This is a genomic window from Pseudomonas sp. GW456-E7 (assembly GCF_059424105.1).
Genome location: NZ_JBWKZB010000016.1, coordinates 23784 through 47129, shown reverse-complemented (window position 1 = coordinate 47129; position 23346 = coordinate 23784). Strand labels below are relative to the sequence as shown.

The 23346-nt window shown below is 59.9% G+C and carries 12 protein-coding genes; 7 read left to right on the top strand and 5 right to left on the bottom strand.

The features are described 5' to 3' along the window. Positions 1–24 precede the first annotated feature (24 nt). From AC07YV_RS12785 to AC07YV_RS12775, 3 genes are all read right to left on the bottom strand, one after another. Entirely contained in the window at positions 25–1737 is a 1713-nt protein-coding gene (locus AC07YV_RS12785) for an arylsulfatase (RefSeq protein WP_173900822.1), read from the bottom strand. Between the two features lie 282 nt (positions 1738–2019). After that, positions 2020–2466: a hypothetical protein gene (locus tag AC07YV_RS12780; protein WP_102700626.1), complete on the bottom strand. Its 447-nt coding sequence runs from the start codon at positions 2464–2466 to the stop codon at positions 2020–2022. 165 nt (positions 2467–2631) lie between these two features. Then, a complete protein-coding gene (locus AC07YV_RS12775) occupies positions 2632–3591 on the bottom strand; it encodes a LysR family transcriptional regulator (protein WP_102700625.1) in 960 nt (319 codons plus the stop codon). 153 nt (positions 3592–3744) lie between these two features. Between AC07YV_RS12775 and AC07YV_RS12770 the strand changes: the two genes are divergently transcribed. The 7 genes from AC07YV_RS12770 (at position 3745) to AC07YV_RS12740 (ending at position 11291) form a co-directional block, all read left to right on the top strand. Next, complete coding sequence (locus tag AC07YV_RS12770) at positions 3745–5781, top strand: alkyl/aryl-sulfatase (RefSeq protein WP_102700624.1); 2037 nt, start codon at positions 3745–3747, stop codon at positions 5779–5781. A 227-nt stretch (positions 5782–6008) separates the two neighbouring features. Further along, positions 6009–7277, top strand: coding sequence for an OmpP1/FadL family transporter (locus tag AC07YV_RS12765; protein ID WP_102700623.1), 1269 nt, complete (start codon positions 6009–6011; stop codon positions 7275–7277). Between the two features lie 47 nt (positions 7278–7324). Next, positions 7325–8002, top strand: a complete 678-nt coding sequence (locus AC07YV_RS12760) for a DUF3313 domain-containing protein (RefSeq protein WP_102700622.1) — start codon at positions 7325–7327, stop codon at positions 8000–8002. Between the two features lie 28 nt (positions 8003–8030). Further along, positions 8031–8459 (top strand): hypothetical protein, encoded by a 429-nt coding sequence (locus tag AC07YV_RS12755; RefSeq protein WP_102700621.1) that lies wholly within the window; start codon positions 8031–8033, stop codon positions 8457–8459. Positions 8460–8473: 14 nt separating this feature from the next. Then, positions 8474–8932, top strand: a complete 459-nt coding sequence (locus tag AC07YV_RS12750; protein ID WP_102700620.1) for a glycine zipper 2TM domain-containing protein — start codon at positions 8474–8476, stop codon at positions 8930–8932. 529 nt (positions 8933–9461) lie between these two features. Next, the gene (locus AC07YV_RS12745; RefSeq protein WP_102700619.1) at positions 9462–10244 is read left to right on the top strand and encodes a PaaX family transcriptional regulator C-terminal domain-containing protein; all 783 of its coding nucleotides are present in this window, start codon (positions 9462–9464) and stop codon (positions 10242–10244) included. Between the two features lie 57 nt (positions 10245–10301). Then, positions 10302–11291, top strand: a complete 990-nt coding sequence (locus AC07YV_RS12740) for a fatty acid desaturase family protein (protein ID WP_102700618.1) — start codon at positions 10302–10304, stop codon at positions 11289–11291. Between the two features lie 25 nt (positions 11292–11316). Here the strand turns inward: AC07YV_RS12740 and AC07YV_RS12735 are convergent, their stop codons facing one another. After that, on the bottom strand, positions 11317–11817 hold the full coding sequence (locus AC07YV_RS12735; protein ID WP_494990302.1) for a hypothetical protein: 501 nt from the start codon (positions 11815–11817) through the stop codon (positions 11317–11319). A 241-nt stretch (positions 11818–12058) separates the two neighbouring features. Further along, entirely contained in the window at positions 12059–23296 is an 11238-nt protein-coding gene (locus AC07YV_RS12730; protein ID WP_494990301.1) for a peroxidase family protein, read from the bottom strand. Between the last annotated feature and the right edge of the window lie 50 nt (positions 23297–23346).

Genomic DNA, 23346 nt, shown 5'->3' with positions numbered 1-23346 from the left:
TATGGCAGCTCACCAGCCGCGAGGTTAATCGTGTCCGTTATGACCACTCTGCCGCATGGCTTTGAGGATGCCGTCCAGGTTGTAGGTTTCCGGCGCCTGCATAGGCGGGAAGTCCTTGTACGACATCAGCTCCTTCTCCCAGAGCAACTGTCCGATCGGCAGCATGTTCCAGTTGTAGATATAGGCGTTACCCGCTGAGCCCAAGGCACCGGCATAGCCCGAGATGGACTTGGCGTCGGCACCAACGGTTGTTTCAAAGGGGTCGCGCTTGAGGTTCAGCAGTTGGGTCCAGTGGAAAGTGGTCGCGCCATACAACCCGCCCGTCGCGGTATCCGGCACTATGGTGTAGTACATCTTCCAGTTCTTGTAGCGCACCGCCGAAGGTTGTGACCCGGTGTAGTAGAAGAAGGTGTCGCGCGCCGACTTGTCGGACTTGCCGGTCAGGTAGTCCGTCTGATCCACGCCATCGAGCTTGGTCTTGACGATGCCGGGGTAATTGCCCGCCATGATCTGCTCGTTCAGCTCATTGCCCTTCTTGCCGCCAGCGATACTGACCAGTGTCGGCACCCAGTCGAGGGAGGCAAAGATGTCGGTCAGGACAGTGCCTGGCTTGATCACCCCGGGCCAGCGGATGACCAGCGGAGCGCGCATGCCACCCTCCCAGGTGGTCAACTTGCCGCCTTTGAACGGGGTTGTACCGCCGTCGGGGAAGGTAATGGTTTCCGCACCGTTGTCGGTGGTGAAGACGACTATGGTGTTGTCCAGTTGGCCCATGTCCTCGAGTTTCTTCAGGACATAACCAATATTGTCGTCCAGTTGCTTCATGCCTGCTTCGTTGGTGCCCCAGTCTTTTCCGCCGGGCTCACCGACCATGGCGTCATACTTGGGTGGCAGCACCGTGGTGATGTGCATGCGCGCCGGGTTGTACCAGACGAAGAAGGGCTTGTTGGTCTTCTTCGGATCGTTGCGGTCGAGGAAGTCGATGACCTTGGCAGAGATTTCTTCATCCACGGACTTCGAGCGTTCCAGCGTCAGCGGCCCTTCGTCCTTGCATGTGGTGTTCTTCTGCGTACCGTCGCTGGAGACGCAGGACATGACCGGACGAGGTGGCGTCAGGCAGGTACCTTCCCGCGGATCGATGGCGCCTGGTACATCCGGCAGCCCATTGATGGGAGAGGTCTTGCAGGGCGGTGCTATGCCCTGCACCTGCGGCGTCTTGTTGATATCGACAAAACTCACGCCCTGCATCGCATCGAGGTGATAGAGGTAGCCCCAGAATTCCTGGAAGCCGTGGGAAGTCGGCAGTGCCTCAAAATTGTCACCCAGGTGGTTCTTGCCAAATTCGCCCGTGTTATAGCCCAGATCCAGCAGGAACTTGGACAGTGTCGGGGTACCAGGGCGCAGCCATGAAGGGCTGCCGGGCAATTGCGGTGGGATCATGCCGGTTCGCAGCGGGTGCATCCCGGTAAAAAAAGCATTGCGCCCCGCCGTACAACTCTGCTCGGCGTAGTAGGTCATGAATTTCGCGCCTTCCTGGGCGATGCGATCGATATTCGGCGTTTCACCCACCGCCAGGCCCTGGTGATAGATGCTCGGCTGCATCCAGCCGATGTCATCGGCCATGATGAACATGATGTTGGGTTTCTTGTCTGCCGCTTGAGTCACTGTCGACAGGCTGGCTGCACCTGCAAGACTGCTTAACGCCAGTCCCGTCAGTACAAGTTTTCTCAGTTTCATGAACTTGATCCTCTTCCAGTTGATTCACATAACTACCCATCTCGGATACGTCGTGCTCTCATCTCTCAAGGCTCAAAAACTTCAACTGCCCCATCCTTAATACTGACGGTCGTCCGTCACGGGTGCGGCTTCCTTAAATATGTTGAGCTTTGACCGCAATGGCATTTGGCTCCAGTCCTATGCATACCCAGTATTCAGCCCTACCACTAACCGGATGGTGAGTATAGACGCGCATTTACAAGGAGCCGGCCGCAAAGCCGCCCCTTCATGGATCACATCATTTCATCGCTTTGCCTGCGCGACATCGCCGCAGAAAATATCGACGCTGCCATCTTCGGGTGATGTACGCACGACGATGGAGTATTTTCCGGAAAGCAACTCTGACGTTGCGATAGGCGCATTACGGTAAAAGCTCCAACCGTTGGACCCGGCTTCATTTTTTGTATTGACCTTGTCGTTCATTGCATAGGCGACAGGTCCGGGTTGCTGACAGCTGCCTTTGTTGATGAAGGTGTAAATGCGCGGCGGCAGGAGGGTTCCGGTCGGAACGCCAGTGATATAGAAATCAAAATTGGTCTGGTTGCCTTCGGCTGTCAGGGTGGCGTTGCCTGTTTGGCCCGCATTGCGGTGGGTGGCCGCCAGAGGCAGATTCATTGAGTGGTTTGAAGCCGTGCTGCAACCGAAGAGACCTGCAATGAGTAGCGCGAGTGGAACGATGCGGGTATTCATAACAACCTCCAAAAGTGGAAGAAGTGCATGGGGGAACATTGGGTATAGCTCATTAATAAATGGGCTGTACCTCAATAAATCCGCATTGGAAAACTTCACACCTGTCGCCCGGCGATCAGGCAAAAAAATAGAAGAAACGCGGACAGGGTCATCTGTCCCTGGCGTTCACGCCTCCATGATCTTGACCAACAGACTTTCGCGCTGGCAAACGTCGGCCTCCACTGCCCTCACTTCATTCATGAACACCTCTACCGCGGGTGGCAGTGAACGCTCCTTGAGGTAAATGAAGCCGTAGCGGGTACGCAGTGCGAGGTCCTGAACGGGTAACGGCGCGATTTCTCCCGCCGACAATTCGCGCTCGAACGTCGACAGATTCCCCAGCGCCAGGGCGTTGCTGTTCTCGACGAACTTCACGATTTGCATGGGCACATCAATTTCGATGGCCGGTACGAAGTCTCCGGTCAGCGCATCATAGGCACCGGCGCAACCCAGCGTTGCCGGAAGCAAGTGGGTCGCCAATCGCAAGGGAATGCGCGACGCCACCCAGGGGTAATCGAGTGTTTGTGCCAGCGTCAGGGAACGGTTTTGCGCCAGCAGCGGATGGTCCGGGCGACAGAACAGGCGGCCTTCATGTTCCCCCAACAACTCGCAGGTGAGTTCTTCCCGGCCTTGCAACGTACTGATTTCAGCGATGCCCAGATCCACCACGCCGGTTGTGACCTGATGCGCCACCTCCCGCCACCCGGCCACATGTGCCGTCACCCTGATTTGCGGATGCCGGGCATGTATCCGCGCGATGCCGGCGTAGCCGCTGATGATACTGGGGTAAGGACCGAAAGCGACTTTCAGTGCGCCAATATCCCCGCCCGCCAGCAAGGCAATGTCACGCCGCAGATCCTGCTCTGCCACCAACAGGCGCTGACTCTTCTCCCGAAGCAAATGACCAAATGCAGTCAATACAACACCGTCGGTGCGTCGATCGAACAACGTGACCCCGAGTTCGCGCTCCAGCAACTGGATGCTTTTGCTCAGCGCCGGCTGGGAAACACCCAGAGCCTTCGCGGCCCGGCCAAAGTGTGCGTGCTCGATCAATGCCAAAAACTGACGTAGACGGTTCGGCGTCATTTCATAACCTTTATGTTATCGAAAGCCTTTAAAACGGAATTTTTCGGAATTAACTCAATATGCTATTCATGGTTCGACAGGTCAAGCCGAGAACGCAGAACACTCGCGTTGCCTTGACGCCCTTGGACACTTCATCTGGCGCAGGAACCTTTCATGTACAACAAGACCCTCCATCTGGCACTGGCGATCACACTTGGCGGTGGCATCAGCCCTGGCGTTTTCGCGGCCGATGCAAACGGCGCAGCTTCCGATCCGGCTCCATCGCAAAACGTGCACTTCGACAGCAAGGGCAAGGCGCCTTCGTCCTACACGGTCGACATGCAGAACACTGTGCGCAAGACACTCCCCTTTGCAGACAAGCGCGACCTTGAAGAAGCGAAAAAAGGCTTCATCGCCGCACCGCCCTACAAGAAGATCATGGCCGACGCCGGAAACGTCGCGTGGAACATGGGCAGCTACAACTTCCTGAATGAAGGCAAGGATTACGACAGCATCAATCCGTCGCTGCAGCGGCAGGCGGTGCTCAATACGGCCTATGGCCTCTATGAAGTCGTTCCGGACAAGATCTACCAGGTGCGCGGGTTTGACCTGGCCAATATCACCTTCATCAAGGGCGACACCGGCTGGATTGTCTTCGACACGCTGTTGTCGAAGGAAACCGCCAGGGCCGCACTGGACTTCATCAACGAAAAACTGGGCAAGCGCCCGGTCGTGGCGGTGGTGATCTCCCACTCCCATGCCGATCACTTTGGCGGAATCCGTGGCGTGGTCGACGAGGCCGATGTCCGCAGCGGCAAGATCCCGCTGATTGCACCGCAAGGTTTCATGGAGCATGCCGTGGCTGAAAACGTCTACGCCGGCAACGCCATGAACCGGCGGGCGTTCTTGCAATATGGTTTGCTGTTGCCGCACAGCCCCTATGGTCATGTCGACATGGCCATTGGTAAAAACGCTTCCAGTGGCAACATGGGCCTGATCGAACCTAATCGCTTCATTACCAAAGATTTCGAGACTCTGACCATCGACGGTGTGGAGATGGAGTTCCAGAGTACGCCAGGCACTGAAGCGCCCGCTGAGATGAACACCTGGTTTCCACAATTCAAGGCCTTCTGGGCAGCCGAGAACATCACCGGCACCATCCATAACATCTATACCCTGCGCGGCGCCCTCGTCCGCGACCCGCTGGTCTGGTCGAAGAACATCAACAATGCCCTGTATCGCTACGGTCAGACGGCAGACGTCATGTTCGCCTCCCACAGTTGGCCACGCTGGGGCAATGAGCGGATTCAGGATGTGATGCGCGCGCAACGCGATGCCTATGCCAACCTGAACAACGCCGTGCTGCATGCCGCCAACCAGGGCGTCACCATCAACGAGATTCAAAACGTCTACAAATTGCCCGAAAGCCTGAAAAACAACTGGGCCACCCATAGCTACCACGGCTCGGAAGAGCACAACAGTCGCGCCGTGATCAACCGCTACCTGGGTTACTGGGATGCCAATCCGGCGACGCTGATGCCGCTGTCACCGAAAGATTCGGCACCGCTGTATGTGGAAATGATGGGCGGCGCTGACAAAATCATGGCCAAGGGTCAATCCTTGTTCGATCAGGGCAAGTACCGCGAAGCCTATGAGATCCTCAACAAGCTGGTGTATGCCGAACCGCAGAACAGCAAGGCCAAGGACTTGCTCGCGGATGTCTATGAGCAAGTCGGTTATCAGAAAGAAAGTGCTGGCGTGCGCAACAGTTTCCTCTCGGCAGCCTATGAACTGCGCCATGGCATGCCCAAGGGTGTGCCGCCAAAAACGGGTGGTGCGGACATGATCCGCGGCATGAGCACCGAGTTATGGCTGGAGTACCTGGGCATTGCCCTGGATGGCAGCAAAGTCGCGAACCAGCACTTCATCTTCAACCTCAAGACACCCGATAACGGCGAGCAGTTTGTCGTGGAGTTGAGCAACTCGACGTTGACCAATATCAAGGGGCAGCAAGCCAGCAAACCCGACCTTACCATCACTCTTGACCGTGCTGACCTTGAAGGTGTGATGGCCAGGAAAACCAGCTTTGATCAACTTGTTGCAGCCGGCAAAGCCACTTTCGAGGGCGATCGTAAACCGTTCGAACTGTTGATGGCGGCGATCACCCCGTTTACCCCGACCTTTGAACTACTGCCAGGCACCCAACAGTAATCAACAAGGGCTGCGCTTCATCCTGCGCCGGGGTGAAGCGCTGTGGCGCTCTACTTCACGACTCTGAATAACATGGATGGCGCTATTCACAAGTTGTTCCTTCCAATATCGAGAATATGAACTACCACTTATGAGTGATCGAGCCGTACTGGTTCAATGCAATTAAAGTTTCTCGACGATCGCTATTACGCTTATTTCGAAAATGTACACTTGCCGGGATCTAATCCATGCAAACCAGATCAGGAGCAATGCCTGCCTTTACGTTATTGGCCCTATGCAGCCAGCAAGCCTGGGCCGGCGGCCTCATGCTCTACGAAATCGGCACCGATAACGCCGGCCTGGCCAACGCCGGCGCCGCCGCCCGGGCCCAGGGCCCTTCGACCATCGCCAGTAATCCGGCGGGCCTGAGTTACTTGCCGGGCACACAGATCACCGCGGGCTTGCAGGTGCTTTACGGCGACCTCAAGTTCGATCGCGACGAAGACACCAACGTGCCGGGCAGCGGCAGTGGCAATGCCCTCGACCCGATTCCCGGCGGCAGTTTTTTCATCAGCCATGAACTGGACGACCACTGGAGCGTCGGCTTCGGCCAGTACGCCGATTTCGGCCTGGCGGTCAATTACGACAACGATTGGTCAGGCCGCTACTTCGCCCAGAACGCCAGCCTGGGTGGTTTGTCGTTGGTACCCAGCGTGGCTTACCGCTTCAACGAGCAATGGTCGGTAGGGCTGGGCGTCAAGGCCATGTACGGCATGCTGCAAGCCCAGACCGCGATTGACCGCTCGCCGTTCGGCTTTACCGACCGCACCGACGGCCAATTCAAGTACAAGGACCAGGATTGGGGCTTCGGTGCGAATGTCGGTGTCATCTACGCCCCGCAACCCGGCACGCGCATTGGCCTGACCTACACCAGCCAGGTCGATCTGGACTTCGAGGACCGGCTGGATGTGAAAGGCGATGGCCGACTGCTCGAGCGCGTCAACAACACCAAGACCGAACTCGACATGAAGGTGCCGCAAACCGTCACCCTGAGCCTGTTCCAGCAACTGGACCGACAATGGGCCTTGCTCGCTTCGGTCAACTGGCAGGACTGGTCGGAATTCGGCGACATCGCGGTGCAGGTCGACACCACGGCGCTCGGCGCGCAATCGACAACGGTCGACGCCGGTTTCAAGGACACCTGGCACCTGTCCCTGGGTGCGCAATACCAGGCCACCGAGCAATGGTTGTGGAACGTCGGCGTGGCTTACGACAGCAGTGCCGTGTCGGACAGCAACCGCACCGTGACCGTACCGATGGCCGAATCCTGGCGCCTTGCGACAGGAGCCACCTATGCGCTGGACAAGGACACCGACGTCAACCTCAGCTGGGCCATGATCTGGATTGGCGACATGCCGGTGGACCAGACCAGAAACGTTTCGGGCAATCGAATTTCCGGTCAATTCGACAGCGCCTGGATTCAAGCCGTGACCGGAAACATGACCTGGCGCTTTTGAGTGTCTTGCCACACAAAAGCGACTTCATCCGAGGAGATCACAGCATCATGAGTCTGTCCCGAAACCTGCTTGTCGGTGCCGCCGTGGCCGGGCTTCTGCTCGGCGGTTGCACCTCCAAAGTCACTGAACAGGCGCAGTACTCCGGCTACCTGTCCAACTACGACAATCTGCAGGAGGTCACCACGCCCAGCGGCGGCACGGCGATGCGCTGGGTGAGCCCGTCGTGGAACCCCAATGCCTATGACACGGTAGCGTTCGAGCGACTGGAACTGTATCCGGCGCCCCAACCCAATGAGCGGGTCAACCAGCAGACACTCGATGACATCCGGGACTACATGTCCAACAGGGTCAAGGCGACGCTGGGGCAGAAATACCGGATGGTCCACCACACGAGTGCCGCGCCAAAAGGTTCGAAAACCTTGATCCTGCGCGCCGCGATTACCGGCGTGAGCGCCTCCAACGAAGGCATGAAATGGTATGAAGTGGTGCCCGTCGCCGCTGTCGTCGGGGCGACACAGGCGGCCACCGGTCACCGCGATCAGGACACCGAGCTGTACATCGAGGCCGAGCTCATCGACGCGAGAGACAACCAGACCGTGGCCAGGGTCGTGCGCAAGGTGTTCGGCAAGCAGCTGTCCAACGAAACCCAGAAAATCACCGCCCAGGACTTCAAGGCGGCGATCGACAAGTTGAACGTCGATCTCTGGGCATTCATCCGCAGTTGAATCTCTTCCCGATAGAGGAATAGCTGACATGGCTTCCCATACATTGCTTCGACTCACACATCTGCACAGACCTTTAATCGCCGCAGCACTCATCGCCAGCGCGCTTGCGTTAAGCGCTTGCGCAACGGTGGATGCCCAGACGACCGCCTACGTCGGGGTCGAGCACCCTGCTCCGACCCTGCCCGCCGAAGTCCAGATATTACGCACGGAACCGACGCGCCCCAGCGTGCGTTTGGGCGAAATCCTGATCGATGCCAGCGTCGACCCGGCGCCTCCCATCACCCAGGTCGAACAGAAACTGCGTGAAGAAGGCGCCAAGCTGGGTGCAGACGCGGTGGTGGTGGTTTATGACCGGATCCAACCCGTTGCCGCCTACGTGACCGGACCTCTGTGGAACCGCGACATCGATACGATCCAGGGCCGCAAGCTCAAAGGCATTGCCATCAAATACCAATGACGAGGTGCACAGCTATGAAAGCAATCCTGTCCTGGCTGACGGTCGCGTTGGCGACTGTCTTGATCAGTGCCTGTTCCGCCGTGGGATCGAACGAGGGCGGTGCCGGTGAAATGGAGATTCGCTCGGGCAAGATCGAGCAGATATCGCTGACGCAGATGCAGACCAATCACGACAGTGGCGTCGGCGCTGTCCTCGGAGGCCTTGGCGGCCTCGGTATCGGCAGCCTGATCGGCAGTGGCACCGGGCGCGACGTCGCCATGGTCGCCGGTGCACTCGCCGGTGCGGTGGGCGGCAATTACGCAGAGAAGAAAAAGTATGACCAGCCGGTAGCGGCGCAGCAGGTCATCGTGCGGGTGAAGAGTGGCGTGCTGGTATCGGTCACCCAGCCGATCAATCCGGCCCTGAGCAAAGGCATGAACGTTTACATCGAAGGCTCGGGAAATAATGCCCGGGTGCTGCCACAGGGTGGGTAGTGGCCATGCCTGGAGCGGTAAACCGCCGTTGATCCGGCAGCCCAAGGTATCTTCGCTGGCAAGCCAGCTCCAACAGAGAACGCGTATTCACCCTCGTTTTGTGAGCGACGCAAAACCTTGTGGGAGCCGGCTTGCCGGCGAAGGCGTTTTCCGGGCCGGTGCATGACGCGAGGCCGTCTTCGCTGGCAGGCCAGCTCCCACAGAGAACGCGTATTCACCCTCCTTTTGTGAGCGACGCAAAAACCTGTGGGAGCCGGCTTGCCGGCGAAGGCGTTTTCCAGGCCGGTGCATGACGCGAGGCCGTCTTCGCTGGCAAGCCAGCTCCCACAGAGAACGCGTATTCACCCTCCTTTTGTGAGCGACGCAAAACCCTGTGGGAGCAGGCTTGCCGGCGAAGGCGTTTTCCAGGCGAGCGCATGACATAAGGCCGTCAACCTGATCATTACAATAAAAATAAATAAACCTACTATTGTGTAATATTACACAGCACGATAGATTTATTCACAACCTGTAATGACCTGGAAAGACAATGAAACCTTGCGTAAAAAGCCTGGTGCTCGAACTGCTGGTTGCTAAAAACGGCGTTCCCTTGCAGGTCAGGGAAGCCATCGTCGCCTGCGAGCTATTCGGCATCAGTGAAAACAACGTCCGGGTCACCTTGGCGCGCCTCACTATCGAAGCATTGCTGGAAGGTGCGGGCCGAGGAAGTTATCAGCTGGGGCCGAAGGCCAGGGACATCTCGGCGCAGTTGTTCGAGTGGCGCAGCGTGGAACAGCATCTGCGGCCGTGGGACGGCAGTTATCTGATGGTGGCGTGCAACGCCTTGGGGCGCAGTGATCGCAACATCTTGCGCCAGCGTGAACGTGCCCTGCACATGCTGGGTTTCGCGGAGCTGGACAAAGACCTGTACGTGCGCCCGAACAATATCTCGCCTGATATCGAGTCGCTGCGTCGACGCTTGATCGAACTCGGCCTGGAACCGGTCGCACTGGTTTTCCAGGCCCTGGGCTTCGAAGAGGCGCAGGCGCAGCGAATACAAAACCTGTGGAAGGGTGAGTTGCTCAACGACAGCTACCGCCGCCATTGCGAGCAATTGGAAAGCTGGACGCTGCGCGCCGGGCAACTGAAGCCGGACATGGCCGCACGCGAGTCTTTCATCCTCGGCCGCGAAGGCATCCGCCAGATCGTCTTCGATCCCCTGCTACCGGAACCCATGGTCGATGTGGCGCTGCGCACGGAGTTCTTTGCCTGCACCCAGCGTTTCGTGGATCGCGGCCACCAGATCTGGCGCACCTTTGTGCAACAGCCCTGAAGACTCAACTGATTCATCACCCGGGCCGGCTCCAGGCCCTTGATGTCGAGGATAGACATGCATAACAAAACCAAAATCAGCGATATTCTCAGCCGCGACGAAATCAAATCCTTCAGCGAACGCTCAGACCTCTGGGGTGCCTGGGCGGTGGTGTCTACCTGGGGCGTGTTGGCCTTGACCTTTACAAGCCTGGCCTGGGCCCGCGAACTCTTGCCCTGGTGGGGATTCAGTCTCGCCCTGATCGTGGGTGTCGTGATTATTGCCGGACGCCAGTTGTGCTTTGGCATTTTGCAGCACGACGCCGCGCACGGGACATTGTTCAAGAGCAAATGGTGCAATGACCTACTGGTCGACTGGTTGTGCGCCCGGCCGATCTGGAACGAGCTGCGCAAATATCGTCCCTATCACCTGACTCATCACGCCAGGACCTCTTCCGTCGACGACCCCGATCTCTGCCTGGTTGCCGGATTGCCTACGACGCGACGCTCCTTGATGCGCAAGTGCCTGCGTGATCTTTCAGGCATTACCGGCCTCAAGTTCCTGGCGGGACGCTTGCTGATGGATGCCGGCGTGCTGCAGTGGTCACTCACCAGCGATATCCGCCGCCTGCCGCAGGCAGGTCGTCGCTGGTGGGACTACCCACGGACCTTCTTCAGAAACGCCAGCGGCATGCTACTCACCAACGGCCTGCTCCTTGCCGCATTCTGGATCAGTGGACAGGCATGGTTGTACGGCGTGTGGGTGCTGGCTTATATCACGCCGTTCCCGTTGTTCATCCGCATCCGCTCCATGGCGGAACATGCCTGCCTGGAACCAGGCACGGACGTCCTTCGCAATACGCGAACCACACAGGCCGGTTTGATCGCCCGCGCTTGCGTGGCGCCTATCCGGGTCAACTTCCACATCGAGCATCATCTGATGGCATCGGTGCCGTATTTTCGCCTGCCGAAGTTGCATGCTCTTTTACGGCAGCGCGGCATCGTGCCGCCACCCCCCTCTTACTTACAGGTACTCAAGCGTGTGAGCCAGCGAGTTCACACCGCCTGATGGATGAATACTGTTCGCCCCAGACTCAAAAGCCGAAGTACACAAATGCCGTAGCTGCCGCCATGCCCCAGGCGAACAACGCCATGACCGTTGAATGTTGCGGTAACCCGGATTCGCTCAATCGCTGCAAACCGGGCCTCGCAACACCGGCCTGTACGTAATAACCATGCCTGATTGCCCGGTAGGTATACCGCAGGCCGACCAACAGAAACAGGGTGATCAGGCCAAGGGCAAATCCACGCCTGATAGCCGGTTTAGCCAATGCGACAAGGTGATCCTGCTCGCAGGCAACGCTATTGAGTTGCACAACGGTAATTCGTTGATAGTCCGTCGAAGTGCGCTTTTGCCCCACTTGAATCGCCGCCTGTTGCTCCAGATCCAGCACCTGATATTTCCAGAGCGTCGACGATCCTTTTCGGCAGAAGGTAAACGCGGCAGGACTTGAAGCGGAGATGATGCAAGCGTCGTTGATATCCAGTTTTTTCAGGGTTTCCATGGCCGATCGGGTGAAGTCCAGATCGAACACTGAAACAGCTCCGAGGGCAGTAGCCGCAACCGAAGCCAACAGGCTGATCAAGAGGCAGGTGGCTGAAATGTTCACGGCCGAATGTCCCCCTTTTTTTGATTGCGCAGCTCGGTTCCAGCCTGCCTTGTCGAGCTCCAGTACGCTGCTGGCACCCGGAAAACCGAGTGGAAGAAGAAAGGGAGGGCATCCATTGCCCTCCCCTCCGTGGTCCACGCTCCTTGCGACAGTGCCTGTCAGAACATCAAGAGGCCAGGATGAAGTCCGAGGCCGAGATGCTGTTCGGGTCTCCCACACCTACCAGGGTGATGGAACCGGCACCAAAGGTGAGCAACGTATCCGCTCCTTGGTCGAAGACGTTGACACTGCTGTTGAACGTCGCAGCCGTGATGCCGACCCCGACGAAGTTGAGCAGATCCTGGCCACCCGCCGCGTCGGTATCGAAGCCGATGATCCGGTCGTTGCCGAAGGCCGCTCCGAACACGAAGACATCGTCGCCAGCGCTGGCATTCATCGTGTCGTTGCCGGCACCACCCGTCATAGCGTCGTTGCCGGCACCGCCATCGAGGATGTCGTTGCCTGCACCGGCCAGCAAGGTGTCGCCGCCGTCGCCGCCGGTGAGGGTGTCATTACCCACCCCGCCGGTGATGACGTTGTTCGACGCGTTGCCGGTGCCGACGAAGTTGCCGACGCCGGTGAAGATCATGTGCTCGACGTTGGCACCCAGGGTGTAGCTGTTGAGTGTCGTCTGCACGGAGTCCTCACCCTCACCCGCCGTCTCGACCAACTGGTCTCCGCTCGAATTGACATGGAAGGTGTCGTTGCCGACGCCACCGACCATCCGGTCATTGCCCGCACCACCAATGGTGAAGTCGTTGCCGGATCCACCGAGCAAGGTGTCGTTGCCGTCACCGCCGTTGAGCGTGTCATTACCGGTTCCAGCGGTAATGATGTTGTTCAACGCGTTGCCGGTACCGTTGAAGTTGCCGGTTCCGGTGAAGATCATGTGCTCGAGGTTGGCACCCAGTGTGTAGCTGTTGAGTGTCGTCTGTACGGAGTCCGCACCCTCACCTGCCACCTCGGTCACCAGGTCCCCGGTTGAATCGACATTGAAGGTGTCGTTGCCGACGCCACCGACCATCCGGTCATTGCCCGCACCGCCAATGAGGAAGTCGTTGCCGATTCCACCGAGCAAGGTGTCGTTGCCGCCAGCGCCGTTGAGGGTGTCATTACCCACCCCGCCGGTGATGACGTTGGCCAGCTCGTTGCCGTTGCCGGTGAAGTTGCCGGTTCCGATGAAGATCATGTGCTCGACGTTGGCACCCAGTGTGTAGCTGTTGAGTGTCGTCTGTACGGAGTCCGCACCCTCACCCGCCGTCTCGACCACCTGGTCTCCGCTCGAATCGACGCGGAAGGTGTCGTTGCCGGCGCCACCGACCATCCGGTCATTGCCCGTACCGCCATTGAGGAAGTCGTTGCCGGTTCCACCGAGCAAGGTGTCGTTGCCGTCAGCGCCGTTGAGGGTGTCATTGGCCGTCCCACCGGTAATGATGTTGTTCAACGCGTTGCCGTTGCCGGTGAAGTTGGCGGTGCCGAGATAGATCATGTGCTCCACGTTGGCGCCCAGTGTGAAGCTGGTCAGCGTGGTCTGCACGGAATCCGCACCCTCGCCGGTCAACTCGGTCAGCACATCCCCGGCCGAGTCGACGCGGTAGGTGTCGTTGCCGACACCGCCCAGCATCTGGTCATTACCCGCTCCGCCATTGAGGAAGTCATTGCCATCCTCACCATTGAGGAAGTCGTTGCCATCCCCGCCGCTGAGAGAGTCATCACCAATGCCGCCAAACAACTGGTCGACACCACCCAGGCCATTGAGCGTATCGTTCCCGCCCAAGCCAAACAGCACATCGCTACCGGCGGTACCGTTGAGAGTGTTCGCCAGGGCGTCACCCGTTTGCACCGCACCCAGCAGCACGACCAGCGCCGTCGCCGCAGAGGTCACCGACTCCAGCGTGCCGAAGCCATCGGTGTAGCGTGCGATCACCCGGATTTGCTGGTTGACCTGTGCCGCACCTGGGGTGAACGTAGCGTTGGTCGCGCCAGCGATATTGGTGAAGGTAGTCCCGGTACCTTGCTGCCACTGGAAGCTGAATGTGCCCAGCCCGTCCGGATCGGCAATCCCGGCCGTCTGTGCGGTCAGCACCTGCCCTTGAGTCGGTGTCGTATCGCTGATCAGCAACGCACCTGTCGGTGCATCGTTGACGTTGGCCACCGGTGCCGTGGCATCGGACGCAACGCTTTCGGCGACACCGAAGTCATCGATGTAACTGACCACCACGCGCACCTGATCGCCGACCTGAGCCTGGCCGAGCGTGAAGGTGCTGCCGGTGGCTCCGGCGATGTTGACGAAGTTGACCCCGTTGGTCTCCTGCCACTGGAAGGTGAACTGCGGATTGCTCAGGCCATCGACATCGATGATGGTCGATGGGTCAGCGGTCAACACCTGGTTCTGCGTGGCCAGCCCGAGGATGCTCGGACCTGCCGTCGGTGTGTTGTTCGCCGACGAATCGACGAACTCCAGCGTACCGTCGGCATCCTGATAAACCGCCCGAACACGGATGTTCAGACCAGCGACATCATCCGCCACCAGATAGGTGGTGCCCGTCACCCGCGATGCCTCGCCGGCGGCGATAATGGTGATGTCTTCATAGATGCCCGAACCGGCAACGGTTTCGACCTGCCAGTAGTAAGACACCGCACCGGTAACCGCACCGGTCGGATTGGTTGCACTCACGCTGTCCAGGTCCCGGACCGACTGATCGCTGACGCGCAACAGCTGGCCGGCGACAGGCGTATCCTCACGCGCACCGGTGGCATTATCAAGGATCGCCAGACGCCCCACAGGACCGCTGTTCACTGCGGTACCGACACCGGACGCCTGCGCCTGGTCAGCGAACTGCAGGCGCTCGATGCCCGTCAGGCGATCCACGCCATCACGGCCCGCCACCAGGTCGGTCACGATGACGGCATTGCCGTCGAGGGTGACGCTGTACTCCGACGCATTACCGGAATACACCGCGGTGTCGAAGTTGTCAGTGCCGGTCAGAATCTCCCGCACGATGACCAACTGGCCCGGGTTGTAAGTACCGTTGAGCATCAACGGCACCAGGGGTTCCATGCTGTTGAACGTGGCGATCTCCGCGCCGCTTCCATCAGCATTCGCCCGTACGCTGATGCGCACGTTCAGCCACTTGTCACCATCGATGATGTCGTCACCACCGCGGCCTTCGATGAGGTCGCTGCCGCTACCACCGAGAATGATGTTGCCACCGTCGAAGAACGTCGCTCCGGCTGGCAACAGACCCGCCAGGCCGTCGATCAGGCTGATGTTGGTCAGCACACTGCCGGTTGCACCCGCCGTAGGCAGCGATGTTGCATCTTCGCTGTCACCGCGCAGGTAGTCACCGTGGGTCGAACCCGACAGACCTTCCATGATGTCGAAACGCACCAGCGCCGAAGCGCCCGAACCCGGCATCGGTGGCACATCGAAGAAGCGGTCGCTGAAATCGACGCTCACGCCCTGGGCGAGATCCTTGAAGGTCGCCCAGTCATAGCCCGAGCCACCGATATAGCGGTCACCCATGCCGAGACTGCCGACCATGATGTCGTCACCGCCTTCACCGTTGAACTTATCGTTCTCGTTACCACCGATGTAGACGTCGTGGCCGATCACAGGGTCGTTGCCGAGCGGGTCGAAGTTGTCGCCAGGTGCACCGTCCGAAGTGCCCTTCTCGATCCAGTCGTCGCCTTCGTTACCCATGTCCTGTTCGTTGGCCTTGCTGCCCAGGATGAAGTCGTTGCCCTGGCCACCAATGGCTTCGGAGGCGTCCTCACCGGTCACGATGAAGTCGTTGCCGAACCCGCCAATGATCAGGTTGACGCCGTTGCCTCCGTGCAGCACGTCGTTGCCGTCGCCACCCTGGAGGTTATCGTCGCCACCGGTATCGGTGATGATGTCGTCGCCAGCGCCGCCACGCAGCTGGTCGTTGCCGTCACCGCCATCGATGCGATCGTTGCCGCCATCCCCCCAGACCGTGTCGTCGCCTTCACTGGAGAGGAGGATGTCTGCGCCCTCGGTGCCGCCCAGCACGATGTGCTCATCACCTGTGTACTTGATGTAGTTGGTGTCCGCGCCCACTGTCAGCGGGTTGTCGCGGAACACCACCTGCTCGCCGTTCGGGCCGAGCGGATCGACGGATAGCAGGCCTTCGTTGAACTGCCTGCCCTGATCCACTTCCAGGTAGAACCCGGGATCCGAGAACACCAGGCCCGGCAAGTGCGTGGCCGAAGTGTTGGCCATGATCAGCTTGGCGAACGAGTTGCTTTCCAGCTCCGCATTCATCGACAGGCCAGAGGTACGCTCCAGGTAGTAGAAGCGATCGCCGTCCTGCAGTTTTTCCAGCTGGTTCTCGAACACGAAGTTGAAGGTCGAGCCGAGCATGCCGCCGAACGGAGTTTTCTGTTCGGCCAGGCCGCCGATCCACATATCGATGGCATCGACGCCCGTGATCGTGACATTTCTCAGGTCATCGGCAGTGCCCGCGATCCCATCCCTGCCGGGCAGCGTCACGTTGGCAAAGGCACCGGTGCTGTTGAGGAAGTCCAGGCGGTCAGCCGGGGCCCCCACACCACCAAAGACCAGCGCCATCGCTGCAGCGCGTTTGCCTTCCAGCGTGGTCGCCGTCGTGATCGTGTCATGCGTGCCATAGGCGGCGATGAAGTTGATCAACGACTCCGGATGCTTGAGGTGCTGCACCAGGTCGACCCAGCTGTTGTACGGCTTGAGTTGGGTGTCACCGGTTTGACTGTAGATGTCGCGGCGGAACGCGTTGAGTGAAGGAATCCCCACGTCGCGGCCACGGGCGATGTTGATCGCCGGCAGGTCGAGCGGCAGGCCGAGCAGGTTATTGCGCAGCGCCTCGGTGACGAACTCGTCGATTTCGTTACCGGCTTGCCGGGTCACCCCACGGATGATCGCACTGGTCGCATCCTCTGGCGACACGCCACTGGCGGCGTACGCCAACGGGTTGAGGAACGCCGCGATCAAGCCCAGTTGCTGATCGGGATTGGCGCTGGCCGGATCGCCTATCACGTTGAAGTCGATGTCATAGCGATCGACAGTCTCGGTCAGCATCGAGTGGCCAAACCGGTACACGGTGTGGGCGAACTCGGCGACGATCGAAGGATCGAGGTCGACGTCATAGACCTGGGTCGGTGCAAAGAACAGGTCGATGTTGGGCTGGATGGTCCGCGCAAACTCCTCGAACACCAGGTGCTGATACTGCATCTCGGTGCCGAACTTGGCAGCCTGGAACAAGCGCTCGCCATTCCACTGCAGCGCATCGAACTCAGCCTGGGTGGTTGGCAAGGTGACCACCGGAGTGAGCAGCCACTCGTTGAGGAAGGCCACGTCACCCGAATCGAGCACGGTGTCCTTGGTCTGCTGGACCAGGCGGTTGTGCTCGGAGTGGAAGATCGCATGCACCGCGGTCAGGCCGATGTTCTCGTTGACCCGACCGTCGCCGGCGATGTAGTGAGCATCGAGCAGTTCGTTGTCATAGGTCAGGTTGTTGCCGCCTGGGCCAACAGGCTGCGCATTGCCGACAAGGGTGTCGGCATCCGCCTGCAGAACCCCGCCGGTAACGACCGGTACAGCGTTGTGGGCGATGTCGTTAAGGAAGGCATGGCCAGTGCGCACTGCGTTCACGAGGCTGACCGGACTGGCCGGATTGCCTTCGACAAGCGTAGTGACGTCATCGGCGGTGCCGGCAATGCCGTCTGCCCCGTTGTTTACCCGAATGACAATCTGCGGGAAGCCGTTCGGCCCTTTGATGAAGTTGCCATAGGCGTCAGTCGCCAGCAGCGGGCCGCTGTCGATATCGGCGTCGGTCAGGTTGATGCCCAGCACATCGCGCGCCTGCGCCTTGACCACCTTCCAGGTTGCCATGCCACCGATTTCAACGTCGTCGGCGGTACCAAACGTGCCATCCGCCCCCAGGTCACGGTTAGTGATCAACCGGCCTGTCGCGACAGGGCCGTCGGCGGTCAGTTCATAACCGCGCAGGAACACCTGATGCGACGGGTGCGAGCTGTAGGTCTGGTTCTGGTCCACGAACGGCGAGGTGGTGTTGGTGTGCTCATGGATGTCGTCGGCGGTGCCGAGAATGCCATCCGCCCCTGGCTGGTTGGTCGCACGGGTCAGGACCATGAAGTTGGTCGGGCTACCTGGGACGAACAGTGGATCATCCGGCTGAAGCGGAATGAAGACAGTGCCCGAACCGCCTTTGGTCACCAGGTCCAGGCCATGATCGAAGAACTGCCCGAAGAAGGTCATCCAGGCGTTGAACGGAGCTGACAGCCCCGCATCCGCCGTGGTGTTCTCGAACAGGTATACATCGCGGTCGTCGGCAGTACCGAACTGACCGTCCAGGCCGGGGCTGGCGACTATCGATACGCCATCCTTGAGCACGTCGTCATTACCCGCCAGGCCGAAGTTGAGCACACCGTCCGCGCCCGGGTCGAAAGCAGTGGCATAGGCCGCCGGGTTGTTGGCGGTCTGATCGACGATCAGGTTACTGATGGTGCGCGGCTGCGAGTCAATCACAAGGCCGCTGCTCTGGGTATACGACGTCCCCCCTTCCGCCGGATTGAAGACCGGATCGCTCACGCGCGGGAAGAGGTTGTCGGCGGCACCAAACTCGGTGTGATTGTTGCCGTTGAGGTTCAACAGGTTGTTGTTCGACCCATCGACCGTACGCAGGCCCAGCGGTGCACGGATGTTCGGGATCAGCGAGAGGATGTCCTGACCGGCCGCATCAGCCTCGGCAATCTTGATCTGGTCAAGAATGAAGTTGAGGTCGGAGCGGACCATGTGCAGACCCGCACCACCTGCGGTGGCATCCACCACCGGTACCGGCGCCGTCGGTACGACCGGCGTGCCGGGAGCCACCACGGCAGTCGGTTGCGAGAACATCATTTCAGTCGTGCCATGAGCATCCTGGTAGATCGCCTTGACGCGCAACGACAGCCCGGCAAGGTCGGGAGAGACCTTGAACGTGGTGCCGTCGGCACTCTGGAATGCCAGGTCACCGGCCGGCAACAGGATGATGTCCTCGAAAACGCCGCTGCCTGGAGTTGCCTCGAACTGCCAGTAGTAGGACACGGAACTGTTGATCAAGCCCAGCGGATTACCCGCCGTGATGTTGTCGGCATCGCGCAGCCCGGCCACGCTGACAGTCAGCGTGTCGCCCACGACGATCGCGCCGCCGTTGCCATCGGTGATAGTCGGACTGCCAGTCGGTTGGGCATTGAGCCCATCCACCAGCACTAGCTGGTTATCGGAGAACTGCAGGCGTTCGATATGCAACAGGGTATCGGCGCCGTCGCGGCCCGCTACGCTGTCTGTCACCGTATAGACGTCGTCCGCCAGATCGGCGGTGCCGCGGTCGTCGACGGTCACCGTGTACTCGTCCTGAAGCCCGGAGAAAATGGCGGTGTCGAAGGCCGCCCCACCCGTCGAGGTACCGGGCAGGATCTCCCGCACGGCCTTGAGCTGACCAGGGTTGATGCTGCCATCCAGCATGAACGGGATCATATCGACCATGCTGTCGAAGGAGGCGATTTCGGGACCGGTATGGTTGACGTCAGCCGGGTCATAAACGGCAATCCTGACGTTGATCCATTTGTCACCGTCGATCAGGTCATCGCCACCACGACCCTCGATCAGGTCACTGCCATCGCCGCCAAGGATGATGTTGCCAGTGGCAAAGCCGGTGACCGGCAAGCCGGCATCAGCCAGGAACTGGTCCAGTCCGCGGATCAACGCAACATTGGTCAGCGCACTGCCCGTGGCACCACCGTGGTTGATGATGGTGTCGGCATCGACATCATCGCCTTTGAGCACATCGCCGAAACTCGAACCCGACAAGCCCTCGACCTCGGCAAAACGGTCGAGAATCGAGGCCGGCGAGGCGCCGACCGGATTGAACACCCCGGCGTTCTGGTTTGGCGTATTGCCGTGTGGCTGCGCCAGCGCGGCCATGCTCAGGTCAGCGGTCACGCCGACCCTGTCGTTCTTGTAGGTCACCCAGTCGAAGCCGGACATGCCGTCCATCTTGTCCTGGGCATCGCTGCCAACGAAGATGTCATCGCCACCCTCGCCGATCATTTCGTCGAAACCGCCACCACCCGTAAAGATGTCGTTGCCGATCACCTCGTCATTGAGCAGCGGCGAGAAGTTATCGCCAGGCGCACCGTCCTGGGTGCCCTTCTCGATCCAGTCATCGCCTTCGCCACCGGTAGCCGGCAGGTTGGTCTTGGCACCGAGGATGAAGTCGTCACCCTGGCCGCCGAAGGAAAGGGAGATGTCTTCAGTGGTGATGATGAAGTCCTGGCCGTCGCCACCCAGGATCAGGTTGCCACCCACCAGCATGCTGCCGGCCACGATCACATCGTTGCCATCATTACCTTCCAGACGGTTGTCGCCGAACGAGTCGCTGATGATGTCATCACCCGCGCCGCCCAGTACCGCGTCGTTCCCGGCGCCGCCTTCGAGGCGATCGTTGCCGCCGTCGCCGTAAAGGGTGTCATCGCCTTCACCGGAAATGATGATGTCATTGCCGGCGGTGCCGCCCATGACGATATGGTCTTCACCGGTGTACTGCAGATAGTTGGTATCCGGACCTACGGTCTCGGGGTTGTCGCGAATCACCAGCGACACAACCTCCACGCCGTTGATCATGATGCCGCCCGTCGGATCGGCCCTGCCGTCCACGCCCAAGCCGGTGAACTGGTTGGCCTGATTCACCTCGAGGGTGAACGTCGGCGTCAGGAACACGGTGTTCGACAGGTGCGTGACATCGGAGTTGAGCATGATCAACTTGGCAAAGGAGTTGTTCTCAAGCTCAGTGCCGAAGTTCAGGCCCGCGGTACGCGACAGGTAGTAGAAACGGTCGCCGTTCTGCAACGCCTCCATCTGGGTTTCAAACACGAAGTTGAACGTCGAGCCGAGCATGCCGCCGAACGGCATTTTCTGCTCGGCGAGGCCGCCGACCCAGAAGTCGATATCGTCGAGGCCCGTGATGGTCACACCCGTGACGTCGTCTGCGGTACCCAGCACGCCATCCTGGCCAGCCTGAGTCACGTTGGCCCAGGCACCGGTGCTATTGAGGAAGTCCAGGCGGTCTGCAGGCGAACCCGCGCCACCGAATACCAGCGCCAGGGCTGCAGCGCGTTTTTCTGCCAGCGTGGTTGCCGACGTGATCGTGCCATGCGTGCCATAGGCCGCGATGAAGTTGACCAGCGACTCGGGGTGCTTGAGGTGGTCCACCAGGTCAGCCCAACTGATGTACGGCTTGAGTTGGCTGTCGCCGGTCGATGCGTACATCTCACGACGCGCTTCATTCAAGGTAGGGATGCCAGTGTCGCGACCACGTGCCAGGTTCAGGGCCGGCAAATCGAGCGGCAGACCAAGCAGGTTGTTGCGCAGGGCTTCAGTGACGAACTCGTCGATCTCGTTGCCGACCTGGCGAGTCACACCACGAATGATCGCCCCTGCCGCTTCGTCCGCGGTCGCTCCGCTGCCGGCGAACGCCAGCGGGTTGAGGAAGGCCGCAATCAGGCCCAGTTGCGAGTCCGGATTGTTCGGATCAGTGAGCAGCGGATTGAATGCGGGGTCGAAGCGATCGACGGTCTCGGTCAACATCGAGTGGCCGAAGCGGTAAACCACGTGGGCGAACTCGGCGAGGATCGCCGGGTTGATCGAGGTGTCATAGCCGTTGGGCGCAAGGAACTCGTCGACCTGTGGCTGAATGGTCCGCGCGAACTCCTCGAACACCAGATGCTGGTACTGCATCTCGGTGCCGAACTTGGCGGCCTGGAACAGGCGTTCACCGTCCCACACCAGCGCCGCGATTTCGGCGGGTGTAGTCGGTATCGCAGTCACGTCGTCAGCCAGCCACTCATTGAGGAAGGCCAGGTCACCGGAGGCAAGGATGGTGTCCTTGGACTGCTGGACCAGGCGGTTGTGCTCGGAGTGGAACACATGGTGCACGGTGGTCAGGCCGATGTTCTCGTTCACCCGGCCGTCGCCGGCAATGTAGTGGGAGTCGAGCAGTTCGTTGTCATAGGTCAGGTTGTTGCCACCTGGGCCAACAGGCTGCGCATTGCCGACTGCAGTGTCGGCATCCGCCTGCAGAACGCCACCGACGACGACCGGCGCAGCATTGTGGGCAATGTCGTCGAGGAAGGCATGCCCGGTGCTCACGGCGTTGGCCAGACTGATCGGAGCAGCCCGGTTGCCTTCGACCAGTTGCGTGACGTCATCAGCCGTCCCGGCGATGCCGTCAGCACCGTTACTGATGCGAATCACCACTTGCGGCATGCCGTTCGGCCCGCGGATGAAGTTGCCGTATGCATCGGTTGCGAGCAGCGGAACGTTGTGTACATCGGCGTCAGTCAGGTTGATGCCGAGCATGTCACGGGCCTGAGCCTTGACCACTGCCCAGGTCGCCATGCCATTACCGGCGCCATCATCGGCAGTGCCGAATATGCCATCGGCACCGAGATCGCGGTTGGTAATCAAGCGCCCCGTGGCAACAGGGTCACCTGCCGCGTTGAGGACGTACTCGCGCAGAAACACCTGATGCGAGGGGTGCGAGCTGTAGGTCTGGCTTTGGTCGACGAACGGCGAAGTGGTATTGGTCTGGCCATCATCGGCCGTGCCGACTACGCCGTCCGCGCCGGCGGTACGCACGGCACGTGACAACACCATGAAATTGGTCGGGCTGCCCGGTACGAATAACGGATCATCCGCTTGCAGCGGAACGAATACGACGTCAGTCGCGCTCTTGGTAACCAGGTCGAGACCGTGGTCGAAGAATTGGCCGAAGAAGGTCATCCACGAGTTGAAGCTGGCGGTAAGGCCGACGTCTGGCGACACGTTGGGCATGAAGAACACGTCCTTGTCATCTGCCGTGCCGAACACGCCATCCAGCCCGGGGCTGGTGACTATCTCTACGCCATCCTTGAGTACGTCGTCATTACCCGCACCCACCACGCCGAAGTTGAGCACTCCGTCCAGTCCGGGGTCGAAAGCTGCGGCATAGGCCGCCGGGTTGTTGGCGGTCTGGTCGACGACCAGGTTACTGATAATCCGTGGTTGCGGGTCGATCACCGTCCCGGTCCCGGCGTAAGCCGGCGATAGAAAGGAAGGATCAAGCAGGCGCGGGAAGGCGTTGTCCGCGGCGCCAAATTCACTCTGGCCGGTGAGCAGGTTATTGAAGCTGCCATCGACGGTACGCAGGCCGAATGGCACCTGACTGTTGGGAAGCAAATCACTGAGGCTGGCGCCGTCGGCATTCGCTTCTGCGATGAAGATTTGCTTGAGGATGAACTCCAGGTCCGACTTGTTGAAATTGGCCATTTTGGATTGCCCTCGATCTGTCTGGGTAAAGGCGCGGGACGAGAAAGTCC